The sequence below is a fragment of the Streptomyces viridosporus T7A genome (assembly GCF_008704515.1).
GTDB lineage: Bacteria > Actinomycetota > Actinomycetes > Streptomycetales > Streptomycetaceae > Streptomyces > Streptomyces viridosporus.
This window is the reverse complement of sequence record NZ_CP023700.1, coordinates 5,117,350-5,132,599: the sequence shown is the minus strand read 5'-3', so window position 1 is coordinate 5,132,599 and position 15,250 is coordinate 5,117,350. Positions and strand designations below refer to the sequence as shown.

Genomic DNA, 15,250 nt, shown 5'->3' with positions numbered 1-15,250 from the left:
CGGTACCCCCGGCCCCGCTCCCGGGCCGGGGGTGCCTCACCAGTCCGCCACCGCCAGGGCGTACATCGCCGCCCACACCAGGCCGATGAGGGCGAGCGCGCGGTCGCGCAGGACCACCTCCTCGGGTTCGCCGGCGGTGCCGCGGTCGGCGAAGACGGCGTACCTGAGGACGGCGAGGACGAAGGCGACCACGGACAGCTCCCGCCAGGGCAGCACGCCGGTGTGCGGCGCCCCGCCCTCCTCCAGGGCCCACAGGCAGTAGCCGAGGACGGCGACGCCGGCCGCGAGCTGCCAGACGAAGCGGAGGTACCCGGTGGTGTACTCGGTGAGCAGCGCGCGCGTGGCGCCCGCCGTGCCGGCCATCTGCACGGCCTCGGAGTAGCGCTTGGCCGCGACCATGAACAGCGCGCCGAACCCGGTGGTGATCAGGAACCAGCGCGACAGCGGGAGGCCGAGCGCGAGCCCGCCGACCACCGCCCGCATCAGGAAGCCGGTGGTGACGACGACGAGGTCGACGACGAGGACGTGCTTGAGGCTGACGCAGTACGCCAGTTGCATGCCGAGGTACGCGGTCAGCAGCACGGCGACCTGCGGCGGGCACAGCCGGGCCGCGGCGACGGGCGCGAGGACGCCGAGGGCGACGCCGACGGCGTAGGCGACCGGGACCGGCACCTGGCCGGCGGCGACCGGACGGTGGCACTTGGTGGGGTGGGCCCGGTCGGCCTCGGCGTCGCGGGCGTCGTTGACCAGGTAGACGGCGGCGGCGCAGAGGGTGAACAGGACGAACACCAGCGCGAGCCGGACCAGCGCGGACCGGGAGAAGAGTTCGCCGGCGGCGGCGGGAGCGGCGATCACCAGGACGTTCTTGACCCACTGCTTGGGCCGCGCGGTGCGCAGCAGGCCCCTGAGGAGGCCGCCCCCGGAAGGGGACGGCGCCTGCCGCCGGTCCCGGTGCAGGAGGGCGGTGTCGGTCACGCCGCGCCTCCCCGCATCCAGCGGGCGCCGAGCCGGGCCGTGAGCGCGCCCAGGGCGGCGCCGGCCGCCACGTCCGAGGGGTGGTGCACACCGGCCACCAGGCGGGAGAGGCAGACGGCGGCGGCGAGCGGGGGCACCGCGTGCGACCCCAGCGCTCCGAAGGCGACGGCGGCGGCCGCGGCGGAGGTGGCGTGCGAGCTGGGGAAGGAGTGCCGGCCGACCGTGCCGACCAGGGGTTCGACGTGCGCCGGGCGCGGGCGGCGCACGACCCGTTTCACGCCCATGCTGACGGCGTGGGCGCCCGCGGTGAGCACGGTGCCGCGCAGCCAGGCGCCGCGCCGCGGGCGGTCCGCGGCGGCTCCGGCCAGCCCCGCCACGAGCCACAGCGCCCCGTGCTCCCCCGCCCAGGACAGGACGCGCACGGCGTCGGCCACGCGCGGATCCGCACCGCACGCTCTGAGGGCCGCGCCGATCCGGCGGTCCGCGCCGTGGAGGCCGAGGGGGTGGGGGGCGGGGCGGTGGAGGTCGTGGAGGTCGTCCATGGGGACTTACTGTTCACTCCCGTCGGGCCGGAATTCCCCCCTGAAGGAGCGACATACCATTAATCACCCGTTTCAGGGATGGAATTGACGTTTCACAACCAATCGCTCACCCGGGGGCGATACGGTCGCCCTCATGCCTGCCGACACCGTTCCCGTCACGGGATGGGGGCGCACCGCTCCCACCGCCGCCCGGCTGATCCGCCCGCGGACGTACGAGGAGGCCGCCCGGGCCGTCCGGGCCTGCGGGGCCCGCGGGGGCATCGCGCGGGGGCTGGGACGGGCGTACGGGGACGCGGCGCAGAACGCGGGCGGTGCCGTGCTCGACATGACGGGCCTGGACCGCGTCCACGCGATCGACGCCGACGGCGGCACCGTGCTGTGCGACGCGGGCGTCTCCCTGCACCGGCTGATGGAGGTGCTGCTGCCGCTCGGCTGGTTCGTGCCGGTCACGCCGGGCACGCGCTACGTGACCGTCGGCGGGGCGATCGGCGCCGACATCCACGGCAAGAACCACCACGTGTCGGGCTCCTTCTCCCGCCATGTGCTGTCCCTGGACCTGCTCACCGCCGACGGACAGGTCCGTACCGTCGCGCCGGGCACGCCGCTGTTCGACGCGACCGCGGGCGGCATGGGCCTGACCGGGGTGGTCCTGAAGGCGACGCTCCGGCTCCAGCCGGTCGAGACCTCGCTGATGTCGGTCGACACCGAGCGCGCGGGCGACCTCGACGACCTGATGGCCCGCCTGTCCGCCGACGACCACCGCTACCGCTACTCGGTCGCCTGGATCGACCTGCTGGCCCGCGGCGCGGCCACCGGCCGCGCGGTGCTCACCCGCGGCGACCACGCTCCCCTGGACGCGCTGCCCGGGGGCACGCGGGCGCGTCGGCAGCCGCTGGCCTTCCGCACCTCCCGGCTCCCGGCCGCCCCGTCCTTCGTCCCCGAGGGCCTGCTCAACCGCACCACCGTGGGGGTGTTCAACGCGCTGTGGTACCGCAGGGCGCCCCGCGCGCGGACGGGGCAGCTCCAGCGGATCCCCACCTTCTTCCACCCCCTGGACGGCGTGCCCCACTGGAACCGGGTCTACGGCCGGAGCGGCTTCGTGCAGTACCAGTTCGTCGTCGGTCACGGCCGGGAGGACGTCCTGCGCCGGATCGTGCGCCGCATCTCCGAGCGCCGCTGCCCGTCCTTCCTGGCCGTCCTCAAGCGCTTCGGCGAGGCCGACCCCGGCTGGCTGTCCTTCCCCGTGCCGGGCTGGACCCTGGCCCTGGACGTCCCGGCGTCCCTGCCCGGCCTCGGCGCCTTCCTCGACGGGCTCGACGAGGAGGTCGCCGCGGCCGGCGGGCGCGTCTACCTCGCCAAGGACTCCCGGCTGCGCCCGGAGCTGCTCGCGGCCATGTACCCGCGCCTGGACGACTTCCGCGCGCTGCGCGCGGAGTTGGACCCGCGCGGGGTGTTCACCTCCGACCTGGCCCGCCGGCTCCGCCTCTGAGACCACCGCCCCACCGCCGGGGCCCGTCGTGCGGACCGTGCCGGGGCCCGCGGGCCCCGGCACCGCTCCTCGATCCGGCCCGATCCGAACGAAAGACCTAGGAGCTGTCGTGAAGGACGCCTTCGGCCTCCCCCAGACCCTGCTCGTCCTCGGCGGTACGTCCGAGATCGCGCTGGCCACCGCCCGCCGGCTGATCGCCCGCCGCACCCGCACGGTGTGGCTGGCCGGCCGTCCCTCCCCCGGTCTGGACGAGGCCGCCGCGCACCTGCGCGCCCTCGGCGCCGAGGTGCGCACCGTCGCCTTCGACGCGCTCGACCCCGCCGGCCACGAGGACGCGCTCGGCAAGGTCTTCGCCGAGGGCGACGTCGACATGGTGCTGCTCGCCTTCGGCACCCTCGGCGACCAGGCCCGCGACGAGCGGGACCCGCGGGCCGCGGTGCGGGTCGCGCAGACCAACTACACCGGTGCGGTCTCGGCGGGCCTGGTGTGCGCGAGGGCGCTCCAGTCGCAGGGCCACGGCTCCCTGGTGGTGCTGTCCTCCGTCGCGGGCGAGCGGGCCCGCCGCGCGAACTTCATCTACGGCTCCAGCAAGGCCGGCCTGGACGCCTTCGCGCAGGGCCTGGGCGACGCGCTCCACGGCACCGGCGTGCACGTCATGGTCGTACGCCCCGGCTTCGTCCGCACGCGGATGACCGCCGGTCTGCCCGAGGCGCCGCTCGCCACCGTTCCCGAGGCGGTCGCGGCGGCCGTGGAGCTGGGGCTGCGGCGCCGCTCGGAGACGGTGTGGGTGCCGGGCGCGCTGCGCGTGGTGATGTCGGTGCTGCGGCATCTGCCGCGGGGGGTGTTCCGGCGGCTGCCGTTCTGAGGCCCGGCGGGACACGGCGGGGGTCCGCACGGGTGCGGGGTTCAGTGGGCGGAGACCGATCCCCGGTCCACCGGCCCGGCCTGCGGCGGCACCACGGCGGTGCCGAAGGGGAACTCCCGCAGCTTGCGCCACACCCCGTCGGCGCCCTGCTCGTAGAGCGCGAAGCCGGTGCAGGGCCACTCGGCCTCGTAGTCGGCGAGTTCCTCGAAGGCGCGGTCCATGGCCGCTTCCTCGATGCCGTGCGCCACGGTGACGTGCGGGTGGTACGGGAACTGCAGCTCGCGGGCGACGGGGCCGGAGGCGTCGCGGACCTGCTTCTGCAGCCAGGTGCAGGCCTCGGCGCCCTCGACGACCCGGACGAACACCACCGGCGACAGCGGCCGGAAGGTGCCGGTGCCCGACAGCCGCATGGGGAAGGGCCGCCCGGCCGCGGCGACCTCGCTCAGGTGCGCCTCGATGGCCGGCAGGTCGGCGTCGTCGACCTCCGTCGGCGGCAGCAGGGTGACGTGGGTGGGGATGCCGTGCGCCGCGGCGTCGCCGAAGCCCGCGCGCAGCTGCTGAAGCCGGCTGCCGTGGGGCTCCGGGACCGCGATCGACACACCGATCGTTACGGTCCCCACGTCGTCTCCTGTCGTTGTGGTGGTGAAGCGCGGTGGTGGAGCGCGGTGCGGTGGCTCCGGTACGCGCCGGGTGACCGCCCAAACGGTCACCCGGTTATCGACTGTACGACCACGGCCCGGATGCGGGCAGGCGCAACCGGAGTGATGTGCAGCGCTGTGCGGTGGTACGGATCCGCGCCGTGGGCCGGTTCGGTGCGCCGGCTCAGTGCTTGGCGGGCAGGAAGCCCATCCGGTCGTACGCCCGGGCGAGGGTCTCCGCGGCGACGGCGCGCGCCTTCTCCGCGCCCTTGGCCAGGAGCGAGTCCAGCGTCTCGGGGTCGTCCAGGTACTGCTGGGTGCGCTCCTTGAACGGGGTCACGAACTCGACCATGACCTCGGCGAGGTCCGTCTTGAGCGCGCCGTAGCCCTTGCCGGCGTACCTCTCCTCCAGTTCGGTGACGCCCGTCCCGGTGAGGGTCGAGTAGATCGTGAGGAGGTTGCTCACCCCCGGCTTGTTCTCGGCGTCGTAGCGGATCACGGTGTCGGTGTCGGTGACCGCGCTCTTGACCTTCTTCGCCGTGGTCTTCGGCTCGTCCAGGAGGTTGATGAGGCCCTTCGGCGTGGACGCCGACTTGCTCATCTTGATCGTCGGGTCCTGCAGGTCGTAGATCTTCGCCGTCTCCTTGAGGATGTACGCGCTCGGGACGGTGAAGGTGTCGCCGTAGGTCTGGTTGAAGCGGTCCGCGAGGTCCCGGGTCAGCTCCAGGTGCTGGCGCTGGTCCTCGCCGACGGGAACCTGGTCGGCCTGGTACAGCAGGATGTCGGCGACCATCAGCATCGGGTACGTGAACAGGCCGACGGTCGTGCGGTCGCTGCCCTGCCTGGCGGACTTGTCCTTGAACTGCGTCATGCGCGAGGCCTCGCCGAAGCCGGTGATGCAGTTCATCAGCCAGCCGAGCTGGGCGTGCTCGGGGACGTGGCTCTGGACGAACAGCGTGCAGCGGTCCGGGTCGAGGCCGGCCGCGAGCAGCTGGGCGGCGGCGACGCGGGTGTTCTCGCGGAGTTCCTTCGGGTCCTGCGGGACCGTGACCGCGTGCAGGTCGACGACCATGTAGAACGCGTCGTGGGTGTTCTGCATGTCGACCCACTGGCGGACGGCGCCGAGGTAGTTGCCGAGGTGGAACGAGCCGGAGGTCGGCTGGATACCGGAGAGCACGCGGGGACGTTCGGAGGCCATGCCCTCATTCTCTCAGGTCCCGCGGGGCGGTCGGGAGCGGACCGGAAACAGGGGGGAACCGAACCGGACCCGGCGGTGTAACAAGAGTGTGAGGACGCGGGAGGGGGGCCGCATCGTCGATGAGGCCGCGGTGATCGCACGCGTACGCGCCGGGGAGGCGGAGGCGTACGCGGAGCTGGTGCGGGCCCATACGGGCATCGCGCTCAGGGCGGCCGCCGCGCTCGGGGCGGGGGCGGACGCGGAGGACGTGGTGCAGCAGGCCTTCGTCAAGGCGTACTGCGCGCTGGGCCGGTTCCGGGACGGCACGGCGTTCCGGCCGTGGCTGCTGTCGATCGTGGCCAACGAGACGAGGAACACCGTGCGTGCGGCGGCCCGCCGGCACACCCTCGCCGGCCGCGAGGCGGCGTTCGCCCAGGCGGAGCCGGTGATACCGGAGTCGGCGGATCCGGCGGTCGCGACGCTCGACGCGGAGCGGCGCGGAGCGCTGGTGGCCGCCCTGGAGAAGCTGGGCGAGGAGCACCGCCTGGTCGTCACCTACCGCTATCTGCTGGAGATGGACGAGCGGGAGACCGCCCAGGCCCTGGGCTGGCCCCGGGGCACGGTGAAGTCGCGGCTGAACCGCGCCCTGCGCAAGCTGGAGCGCCTGCTGCCGGACTTCCGGCCCCGGGAACCCCGGGAACCCCGGGAAGAAGGGAAGAGGGCGTGAGCGGGGCGTACGACGGCGACCGCCCCGGCGGCGCGGAGCACCGGCGCGCGAGGGCCGCCCGGCTGCGGGAGGAGCTGCGGGCGCTGGGACGGTCCCTGGACGGGCCGGGCGGGGCGGCGGACCCGGCGGGGTCCGAGTCGATGGTCGAGCGGGTGCTGGAGCAGATACTGGCCGCGCAGGCGACGCCCGTGCCCTCGGGGCAGCGGGAGGAGGCACCGGTTCCCGCGGCCGGGGCGCGGTGGCGGGCGGTGCGGCGCTGGACGCGGGCGCGGTGGCGGGCGCTGACCGCCGCGGTGTGCGGCCTGCTGACGGTGCTGGTGCTGACGCCCCCGGTGCGGGCGACGGTGTCCGACTGGTTCGGCTTCGGCGGGGTCGAGGTGCGGTACGACCCGTCGGCGGTGCCCTCGCCGGGCGCGAGGGTGCCGGACTGCGGGCGGTCGGTGCCGCTCGGCGAGGCGGAGCGGCGGGCCGGGTTCGCGCCGCTGGTGCCGAGGGCGCTGGGCTCTCCGGACGCGGTGGCGGTGAGCGGGCTGCCGCGGGGCCGGTTCCTGGTGAGCCTGTGCTGGCGGGACGGGGGGCGGACGATACGGCTGGACCAGTTCCCGGCCCGGCTGGACCCCTCCTTCGCCAAGGCCGTGCGCGAGCAGCCGGAGTGGCTGTCGCCGGGCGGGGGCGGCGGTGCGGACGGTGCGCCGGGGCCGGCGCTGTGGTTCGCGCGGCCGCACCTCCTGGGCTTCTGGCTGGTGGACGCGGACGGCCACCGGTTCACCCGGGAGGAGCGCACGGCCGGGCCGACGCTGCTGTGGACGGAGCGGGTCCCGGTCGGCGAGCAGGGCGTGGACGAGGTGACGCTGCGGCTGGAGGGCGTGGCGTCGAAGGCGCGGGCGCTGGAGATCGCGAGGGCGGTCGCGGAGGCGGGCGGGTAGCCGGCCGGGGCTGCGGCGGGGCCGCGGAAGAGGGCGGAGCCGGGTGGGAACCCCGGCGGGCCGGGCGGTGTACCAGAAGTGACGGGCGGCTCGCCGGGCGGGCCGCACAGGGATCGGTCGGCCGAGTGGGGGTTCGGATGCACGGATGGACGGGCAGGGTGCGGCGTATCGCGGCGGGCCTGGGAGCGTGGGCGGCGGCAGCGGCCCTGACGGTGTGGGGGGCGTCGCCCGCCTCGGCGGGCGGACCGACGAGTGTGCTGGTGGTCTCGCCGGGGAGCGGGGAGACGGCGTCGCTCCACTACGAGGACGAGGAGTATGGGGAGCTGGAGCGGCTGCTCGGTCCTCTCGGCGCCGGCACCCGTGGGAAGCCGCCGGAGGCCGACCTGATCTCGGCCCGACTGATCACCATGACGTGGATGGTGCACGATGTGCAGCCCTGGCGGGTCGACCAGGTCTACCCGGCGCATGACGGCGGGGCCGTGTGGATCCACACGGCGGAGCGCCTGACGGACGCGTCGGACGGCCGTTGGCACCGCGCCGAGCACCCGTCCGAGCTGCGCGCGCTGCTGGGAAGGCTGGGCGTGATGGGTGAGGCGCCGGACCGGGGCGCGCCGTCCGGGACCCACCCGGCGCCCCGGGAGACGGAGGCCGCCGGATCCGCCGGTTCCACCGGGTCGGGTCGGGGGCCGGGTCCGGATGCGGGTACGGCCGCGGGCACGGCGCGGAAGGCCGCACCGGCAGCGGGCGACGGCGGCGGTGCCGACTGGTGGTGGGCGGTGCCGGGCGCGGCGGCCGGGGCGGTGCTGGCCCTGGTGCTGCGCCCCTACGCCCTGCGGCTGCCGCTGATACGCCGGCGCGGGGAGCCGGGGCCGCGGCAGGAGCTGCTGGACGTGTGAGGGGGACGGGAGGGGGTTCGGCTCCCCCTCCCCCGGACCCGCCCACGACGGCCGGCGTGCTGCCGGGCCGCCAGGGGTAGGAGGGGCCGGGGCGAGGTCGGTCGCCGGGGGCGTCAGCCGAGGTCGATCTCCGGGTAGAGCGGGAAGCCGGCCACGAGGTCGGTGGCGCGGCGGGAGATCTCGTCCGCGATCTTCGGGTCGAGGATGTGCTGGGCCTTGGACGGGGCGCCCTTGCTCGTGGTGCCGGGCTCCGTGGTGGTGAGGACGCGGTCGATGAGGCCGGCGACCTCGTCCATCTCCGCGGTGCCCAGGCCGCGCGTGGTCAGCGCGGGGGTGCCGACGCGGATGCCGGAGGTGTACCAGGCGCCGTTGGGGTCGGCCGGGATGGCGTTGCGGTTGGTGACGATGCCCGACTCGAGCAGGGCGACCTCGGCCTGGCGGCCGGTGAGGCCGTAGGAGGTGGTGACGTCGATCAGGTTGAGGTGGTTGTCGGTGCCGCCGGTGACCAGGGTGGCGCCGCGGCTCATCAGGCCCTCGGCGAGGGCGCGGGAGTTGTCGACGATGCGCCGGGCGTAGTCGCGGAAGGACTCCTGGCGGGCCTCGGCCAGGGCGACCGCCTTGGCGGCCATGACGTGCGGGAGCGGTCCGCCGAGGACCATCGGGCAGCCGCGGTCGACCTGGTCCTTGAGGGAGTCGTCGCACAGCACCATGCCGCCGCGCGGGCCGCGCAGCGACTTGTGGGTGGTGGTGGTGACGATCTGGGCGTGCGGGACCGGGTCGAAGTCTCCGGTGAGGACCTTGCCGGCGACCAGGCCCGCGAAGTGGGCCATGTCGACCATGAGCGTGGCGCCGACCTCGTCGGCGATCTCGCGCATGATCCGGAAGTTCACCAGACGGGGGTAGGCGGAGTAGCCGGCGACGATGATCAGCGGCTTGAACTCGCGGGCCTGGGTGCGCAGGGCGTCGTAGTCGATGAGTCCGGTGGCCGGGTCGGTGCCGTAGGAGCGCTGGTCGAACATCTTGCCGGAGATGTTCGGGCGGAAGCCGTGGGTGAGGTGGCCGCCGGCGTCCAGGGACATGCCGAGCATGCGCTGGTTGCCGAAGGCCTGCCGCAGTTCGGCCCAGTCGGCGTCGGAGAGGTCGTTGATCTGGCGGACGCCGGTCTTCTCGAGGAAGGGGGCCTCCACTCGGTCGGCGAGCACGGCCCAGAAGGCGACGAGGTTGGCGTCGATGCCGGAGTGCGGCTGGACGTAGGCGTGGCGGGCGCCGAACAGCTCCTTGGCGTGTTCGGCGGCGAGCGACTCGACGGTGTCGACGTTGCGGCAGCCGGCGTAGAAGCGGCGGCCGACGGTGCCCTCGGCGTACTTGTCGCTGAACCAGTTGCCCATCGCCAGGAGGGTGGCCGGGGAGGCGTAGTTCTCGGAGGCGATCAGCTTGAGCATCTCGCGCTGGTCGGCGACCTCCTGGCCGATGGCGTCGGCGACGCGCGGCTCGACGGCGCGGATCACGTCGAGGGCGGAGCGGAAGGCGGTGGAAGCGGTGGAGAGGGGCTCGGCTGACATGAGGGACCTCCGGACGTGGCGTCGGCGTTCACGGTACGGCCCAGGCGCACGGCACTCGGTGCTGGGCGGTGCCCAGGGGCCGCTCCCCGATGGTCGGTCCCATCCCAGCGCGCCAGTCACGGCCCGCGGGTCAGCCTACCGGGAGCGGCCGGCAGGAGGTTCCGCGCGTCCACCATGCGGGTCGCCCGGCCGGGCCCCGGCTCCGGGGCCGGGGTTCGCGGGGTCACGGATTCACAGGATCACATGGGGCAGGAAGCGGGCGTACTCGTCGGTCACCAGGCCGGAGGACTCGCGGATGCCGAGGCCGGCGGCCTCGTTCCCGACGACCCAGGCGCCCAGGACGACGTGGTTGCCGTCGAAGGCGGGCAGGGGGGCGAGTTGCTGGTAGCAGCAGGGTTCGTCGCGGACGACGGGGGCGGCGCCGGGCTCGTGGAGGGTCACGCCGGCTCCCTCGCGGCCCAGCAGGGGCTTGGCGACGTAGCCGGTGGTGCCGGCCAGGTCGCGGGGGCCGTCGAGGTGGGCGGGGAGGAGGTTGGGGTGGCCGGGGTGGAGCTCCCAGAGGATCGCCAGCAGGGCCTTGTTGCTGAGCAGCATCTTCCATGCGGGTTCGATCCACAGGGTGCTTCCGGTGCCGCCGCCGTTGTCGAGGGTGTCGAGGACGTGGCCGGCGAAGCGGTCGGTGGTGAGCCATTCCCAGGGGTAGAGCTTGAAGATGCTGCGGATGAAGCGCAGTTTGTTGTCGACGAAGCGGCCGGAGAGGCGGTCCCAGCCGATCTCCTCCATGGAGATCCAGTCGGTGTCGAGGCCGGCCTGCTCGGCGGTCTCCTTGAGGTAGGCGACGGTCATGAGGTCCTCGCCGAGTTCGTCGGCGGAGGAGTGGGCGAAGTACAGGGGGCTGCCCGGCGGGAGGAGGGCGGCCTGCTCGCGCCAGGCGTCGACGAGGCGTTCGTGCAGGGAGTTCCACTGGTCGGCGCCGGGGAAGCGTTCCTCCATCCAGAACCACTGGGGCGAGGCGGCCTCCACCAGGGAGGTCGGGGTGTCGGCGTTGTACTCCAGGAGCTTCGCGGGTCCGGTGCCGTCGTAGTGGAGGTCGAAACGGCCGTAGAGGGAGGGGAGTTCGGCGCGGCGGTGCCAGGCCTCGGCGACCGCGCGGGCGATGCGCGGGTCGGTGATGCCCAGGTCGGCGAAGCGGTCGGCGGCGACGATGTGGTCGGCGGCCTCGAGGCACATGCGGTGCAGTTCCTCGACGACCTCCTCCAGCGCCTCGACCTCCTCCAGGGTGAAGACGTAGTGGGCGCTCTCGTCCCAGTAGGGGTGCAGGGAGCCGTCCGGGTGGCGGGTGAGGGGGTAGATGAGCCCCTGTTCCTCGACGGTCTGCTGCCAGCCGGGGCGGGGCTCGACGGTGCGGCGTTCCACGGGCCTGTCCTTCGGTCGGCGGGGCGCTCAGCCGCCGCCGCTGCCGCTCCCGGAGCAGCCGAAGCCTCCCCGGTCGACGGCCTCGCTGCGGCTGAAGGTGCCGTGGTCGGCGTAGCCGCGGTCGACCTCGGCGTCGTAGTACCAGTCGGCGTCGACGGTGCCGCTCTTGCGGCCCTTGCCGATGGACCCGGTGGACCCGGAGGACCCGGAAGATCCGGAGGTCTTGCAGTTCTTGTCGGCGACGACCCGGTAGCCGTTGAGGTAGTCGTAGCTGTTCCGGTCCACGCAGCGCCGGTCCGGGTCCGACCCGCACGCGGACAGGGCCGTCGCGAGGACGCCCATGCCGCCCAGCACCACCGTGCTGGACCTCAGCCGTCGCCGTGTCTCCGCCATGCCCTTCACTCCCCCGTGTGCCGCCGGTGTCCGCCGCCGGGCCTCCGTTCCCCGGCTTGCGGCGGACAGCCTAGGGACCGGCCGGACGGCGCGTGCAGGAGCCCCCTGTCCCCGGGTCCGCCCGTGCCGCCGTTCGGCGGCGTTTGGCACCGCGTGCACCTTTGGTCCGGACACCGGTCAGGGCAGTGCCCGGCACAGCGCCTCCAGCGTGCTCGCCCAGGCGTGGTCCGGTGGGGTCGCGTAGCCGACGACCAGGGCGTCCTCGCGGGCGCCCCCGGCGGCGGGGTGGCGGTAGCGCGCGAGGCCGTGCACGGCGAGGCCGTGCCAGGCGGCCGCACGGACCACCGACGGCTCGGTGCCCGGCGGGAGCCGGAGCACCGCGTGCAGTCCCGCCGCGATCCCGGTGACCCGTACGTCGGGGGCCCGGGTGGCGAGCGCCTCGACCAGGGTGTCGCGGCGGCGCCGGTAGCGCAGGCGGGCGGCGCGGACATGACGGTCGTAGGCGCCGGAGGTGAGGAACTCGGCGAGGGTGAGCTGATCGAGGACGCCGACGGACCGGCCGCCGCCGTGCGCGACGACCTCCGGCACCAGCGACGGCGGGAGGACCATCCAGCCGAGGCGCAGCCCGGGGGCGAGGGACTTGCTGGCCGTGCCGAGGTACACCACGTGGTCCGGGTCGAGGTCCTGGAGCGCGCCGACGGCCTGGCGGTCGTAGCGGAACTCGCCGTCGTAGTCGTCCTCCAGGACCAGCCCGCCGGTGCGGCGCGCCCAGTCGACCGCCGCGGCGCGGCGCTCGGGGACCAGGGCGCCGCCCAGCGGGAACTGGTGCGCCGGGTTGAGCAGCACCGCGTCGGCGTCACCGGGGGACTGCGCGCGCGTACCGAGGTCGTCGAAGGGGAGGGGGACGGTACGCAGTCCGGTGCGTTCGACCAGGTCCCAGTGGATGTCCAGACCGTAGGACTCCACGGCCAGCGTGCGGGCGCCGCGGGCGTGCAGGGCCGCGCAGACCAGGTGGAGGCCGTGGGCGAACCCGGAGCAGACGACGAGGCGTTCGGGGTCGGCGCGCACGCCCCGTACCCGCGCCAGGTAGTCCGCGAGCGCCGTGCGCAGCTCGGGCCGGCCGCGCGGGTCGCCGTAGCCGAAGGCGTCGTTGGGGGCGGCGGCCAGGGCGCGGCGGGTGGCCTTGAGCCAGGCGGCGCGGGGGAAGGAGGCGAGGTCGGGGGTGCCCGGGAGGAGGTCGTACCGGGGTCGGCCGGGGACGCGGCGCGGGGCGGCGGGACGGGCCGGCGGCCGGGGCACCGCGCGGTCGGCGACCCGGGTGCCGGAGCCCTGCCGTGCGGTGAGCCACCCCTCGGCGACCAGGTCGGCGTAGGCGTCGGCGACGGTGTTGCGGGCGATGCCCAGGTCGGCGGCGAGGGAGCGGGAGGAGGGCAGCCGGGTGCCCGGGGTGAGCCGGCCGGTGCGGACGGCCTCGCGCAGGGCGTCGGTCAGGCCGCGGCGCAGGCCCGGGCCGGTCGGTGCGAGGTGCAGGTCGATGCCCAAAGTGGCCCGGTGTTCCGCCATGGAAATGGACCATACAACCGGGCTGCTTCGTCCCTAGGGTCGAGGCATGACGACCGACGACACCACGGCGGCCACCGTGTACGCCGCCGAACCCGCACCCCGGATGGACTGGGCCGCGCTGGCCCCCGACGTCTTCAAGGCGATGCTCCGGCTCGACGCGGCGGCCGGGCGCGGGCTCGACGCCAAGCTGCGCGAGCTGGTGAAGATCCGCGCCTCCCAGCTCAACCACTGTGCCTTCTGCCTGGACATGCACACCAAGGACGCGCTCGCGGCGGGCGAGAGCGTCGAGCGGATCGTCCAGCTGAGCGCCTGGGAGGAGTCCCGGCACTTCTACACGGAGAAGGAGCTGGCGGCGCTGGAGCTGACGGACGCCGTGACCGTCCTGACCGACGGCTTCGTGCCGGACGAGGTGTACGAGAAGGCGGCCGGGCACTTCGAGGAGGCGGAGCTGGCCCAGTTGATCGCCGCGATCTCGGTGATCAACGCGTGGAACCGGTTCGGCGTGGCCACGCGCCGGGTGCCGGGCCACTACCGGCCGGGGCAGTACACGTGACGGCACGGACGACGCACCTCGACGCCGGGGTCCGTGCCGCCCTCCTGGCGTTGAGCGCCACCGCCAAGAAGGGGCCGGGCGATCCCGCGCTCGCCGAGCCGGTCCAGATCCGCGCCTCGTAGCTCAACCGGTGCGCGTTCTGCCTGGACAGGCAGCTCGCGCTGGACAGGCATCTCGCGATCGCCCGCGAGCAGGGGGTGAGCGAGCGGCAGCTCGGTCTGCTGGACGCCCGGGAGGAGACCGGGGACGCCTTCGACGAGCGGGAGCGGGCCGCGCCGGCGCTGGCCGAGGCGGTCACGGTCCTCACGGGGGGCACCCCCCAGGTCTTCGGCTCCGGGGGAGGCTTCGTGCCCGACGAGGTCCACGCACGGGCCGCGAAGCACTTCGACGACGTCCGGCTCGCCCGTCTGATCAGGCTGATCACCGTCATCAACGGCTGGAACCGGCTGATGGTCGCCCGGCGGATCCCCCGGGGGAGCGCCGAGTGGTGAGCGGGGCCCGCGCGTGAGCGCGGGCGGCTCCGGGTCCGCCGTGACCGGTGGACCCGGAGCCGCCCGCGTCGCACGAACGTCAGGACAGCCACTTCTTCCAGGTGGACTCGTGGCCGTCCACCCACTTCTCCGCCGCCTCCGCGGGGGACAGCTTCTGGTCGGCGATCATCAGGGAGACCTCGTTCTGGTCCTCCGTCGACCATGCGAACTTCTTCAGGAAGTCCGCCGCTTCTCCCCCGTCCCTCGCGAAGTCCGCGTTGAGGTACTTCTGCAGCGGGGTGTGCGGGTAGGCGCAGGCGACCTTCGCCGGGTCGGCGTCGCAGCCCTCCTCGTACGGGGGCAGCTCCACCTCGGTCATCGGCACCTTCTCGAACAGCCAGTGGGGGGTGTTCCAGTAGGTGAGGAAGGGCTTCTTCTCCTTGGCGAACTGCTTGATCTGGGTGAGCAGCGCGGCCTCGGAGCCGGCGAACACCACCTTGAAGTCCAGCTTCAGGTTCTTCACCAGCGCCTTGTCGTGGGTGAGGTAGGCCGGTGAGCCGTCCATCAGCTGGCCCTTGCCGCCGCTCTCCGCGGTGCGGAACCGGTCGGCGTACCGGTTGAGGTCCTTCCAGCTCTTCAGGTCGGGATGCTGCTCGGCGAAGTAGGTCGGGATGAACCAGCCGATGTGCCCGGTGACCCCGAGGTCGCCGCCGCGCGCGATCGTCTTCTTGTCCTCGACGTACAGCTGTTCCTGCTCGGGGTGGCCCCAGTCCTCCAGGATCGCGTCGACCCGGCCCTGGCTGAGCGCGTCCCAGGCGGGCACCTCGTCGACCTGGACGATGTCGACGCGGTAGCCGAGCTCGTGCTCCAGCAGGTGCTGGGCGACGGCCACGTTGGCCAGGGACCCCACCCAGGACTGCACCGCCAGGGTCACCGTCCGGGCGCCCTGGGCGTTGGCGTACGGCGAGGCCTGCTTGGTCATGTCGGCGGCACCGCAGCCGGTGAGCAGCGCGAGCGCGAAGGCTCCGGCCACCGCGGAGGTCGTACGGCGTCGCACG

General features: G+C 74.2%; 15 protein-coding genes, 1 pseudogene and 1 riboswitch. Of the genes and pseudogenes, 7 read left to right on the top strand and 9 right to left on the bottom strand.

Features of this window, described 5'->3' with window-relative positions:
* Nucleotides 1-36: 36 nt before the first annotated feature.
* Both CP969_RS23885 and CP969_RS23880 read right to left on the bottom strand, forming a co-directional pair.
* Nucleotides 37-975: a decaprenyl-phosphate phosphoribosyltransferase gene (locus CP969_RS23885; RefSeq protein WP_016824915.1), complete on the bottom strand. Its 939-nt coding sequence runs from the start codon at nt 973-975 to the stop codon at nt 37-39.
* Nucleotides 972-1,517, bottom strand: coding sequence for a phosphatase PAP2 family protein (locus CP969_RS23880; RefSeq protein WP_004984197.1), 546 nt, complete (start codon nt 1,515-1,517; stop codon nt 972-974). The genes CP969_RS23885 and CP969_RS23880 overlap by 4 nt, the downstream gene beginning before the upstream one ends.
* A gap of 133 nt (nt 1,518-1,650) precedes the next feature.
* On the opposite strand from CP969_RS23880, the gene CP969_RS23875 reads away from it, so the two are divergent.
* A complete protein-coding gene (locus tag CP969_RS23875) occupies nt 1,651-3,006 on the top strand; it encodes an FAD-binding oxidoreductase (protein ID WP_016824916.1) in 1,356 nt (451 codons plus the stop codon).
* A 109-nt stretch (nt 3,007-3,115) separates the two neighbouring features.
* Nucleotides 3,116-3,871: a decaprenylphospho-beta-D-erythro-pentofuranosid-2-ulose 2-reductase gene (locus CP969_RS23870; protein ID WP_016824917.1), complete on the top strand. Its 756-nt coding sequence runs from the start codon at nt 3,116-3,118 to the stop codon at nt 3,869-3,871.
* A gap of 41 nt (nt 3,872-3,912) precedes the next feature.
* Here CP969_RS23870 and CP969_RS23865 read toward each other — a convergent pair whose 3' ends face one another.
* Together CP969_RS23865 and trpS are read right to left on the bottom strand one after the other, a co-directional pair.
* Nucleotides 3,913-4,491 carry a 2'-5' RNA ligase family protein gene (locus tag CP969_RS23865; protein WP_004984201.1) on the bottom strand — a complete coding sequence of 193 codons (579 nt, stop codon included), beginning with the start codon at nt 4,489-4,491 and terminating at the stop codon, nt 3,913-3,915.
* Between the two features lie 202 nt (nt 4,492-4,693).
* Nucleotides 4,694-5,707, bottom strand: a complete 1,014-nt coding sequence (trpS, locus tag CP969_RS23860; RefSeq protein WP_004984203.1) for a tryptophan--tRNA ligase — start codon at nt 5,705-5,707, stop codon at nt 4,694-4,696.
* Between the two features lie 130 nt (nt 5,708-5,837).
* On the opposite strand from trpS, the gene CP969_RS23855 reads away from it, so the two are divergent.
* The 3 genes from CP969_RS23855 (at nt 5,838) to CP969_RS23845 (ending at nt 8,235) form a co-directional block, all read left to right on the top strand.
* Nucleotides 5,838-6,413, top strand: a complete 576-nt coding sequence (locus tag CP969_RS23855) for an RNA polymerase sigma factor (RefSeq protein ID WP_016824919.1) — start codon at nt 5,838-5,840, stop codon at nt 6,411-6,413.
* Nucleotides 6,410-7,339: a hypothetical protein gene (locus CP969_RS23850; protein WP_016824920.1), complete on the top strand. Its 930-nt coding sequence runs from the start codon at nt 6,410-6,412 to the stop codon at nt 7,337-7,339. The genes CP969_RS23855 and CP969_RS23850 overlap by 4 nt, the downstream gene beginning before the upstream one ends.
* A gap of 137 nt (nt 7,340-7,476) precedes the next feature.
* Nucleotides 7,477-8,235: a hypothetical protein gene (locus tag CP969_RS23845; RefSeq protein ID WP_026084933.1), complete on the top strand. Its 759-nt coding sequence runs from the start codon at nt 7,477-7,479 to the stop codon at nt 8,233-8,235.
* A gap of 113 nt (nt 8,236-8,348) precedes the next feature.
* On the opposite strand, the gene CP969_RS23840 is transcribed toward CP969_RS23845, so the two are convergent.
* The 4 genes from CP969_RS23840 to pdxR form a co-directional block, all read right to left on the bottom strand.
* Complete coding sequence (locus CP969_RS23840) at nt 8,349-9,797, bottom strand: glycine hydroxymethyltransferase (protein ID WP_016824921.1); 1,449 nt, start codon at nt 9,795-9,797, stop codon at nt 8,349-8,351.
* 31 nt (nt 9,798-9,828) lie between these two features.
* A riboswitch (ZMP/ZTP riboswitch) is annotated at nt 9,829-9,927 on the bottom strand.
* Nucleotides 9,928-10,028: 101 nt separating this feature from the next.
* Nucleotides 10,029-11,213 (bottom strand): glutathionylspermidine synthase family protein, encoded by a 1,185-nt coding sequence (locus tag CP969_RS23835; protein ID WP_016824922.1) that lies wholly within the window; start codon nt 11,211-11,213, stop codon nt 10,029-10,031.
* A 27-nt stretch (nt 11,214-11,240) separates the two neighbouring features.
* Nucleotides 11,241-11,606, bottom strand: a complete 366-nt coding sequence (locus CP969_RS23830) for a hypothetical protein (protein ID WP_026084934.1) — start codon at nt 11,604-11,606, stop codon at nt 11,241-11,243.
* Between the two features lie 177 nt (nt 11,607-11,783).
* Nucleotides 11,784-13,169 (bottom strand): MocR-like pyridoxine biosynthesis transcription factor PdxR, encoded by a 1,386-nt coding sequence (gene pdxR, locus CP969_RS23825; protein WP_026084935.1) that lies wholly within the window; start codon nt 13,167-13,169, stop codon nt 11,784-11,786.
* Nucleotides 13,170-13,215: 46 nt separating this feature from the next.
* Between pdxR and CP969_RS23820 the strand changes: the two genes are divergently transcribed.
* Together CP969_RS23820 and CP969_RS23815 are read left to right on the top strand one after the other, a co-directional pair.
* Nucleotides 13,216-13,722 (top strand): carboxymuconolactone decarboxylase family protein, encoded by a 507-nt coding sequence (locus CP969_RS23820; protein WP_016824925.1) that lies wholly within the window; start codon nt 13,216-13,218, stop codon nt 13,720-13,722.
* Nucleotides 13,719-14,213: pseudogene (locus CP969_RS23815) on the top strand (carboxymuconolactone decarboxylase family protein). Before CP969_RS23820 ends, CP969_RS23815 begins: the two are co-directional and overlap by 4 nt.
* A 79-nt stretch (nt 14,214-14,292) precedes the next feature.
* Here the strand turns inward: CP969_RS23815 and CP969_RS23810 are convergent.
* Entirely contained in the window at nt 14,293-15,249 is a 957-nt protein-coding gene (locus CP969_RS23810) for an ABC transporter substrate-binding protein (protein ID WP_026084936.1), read from the bottom strand.
* Between the last annotated feature and the right edge of the window lies 1 nt (nt 15,250).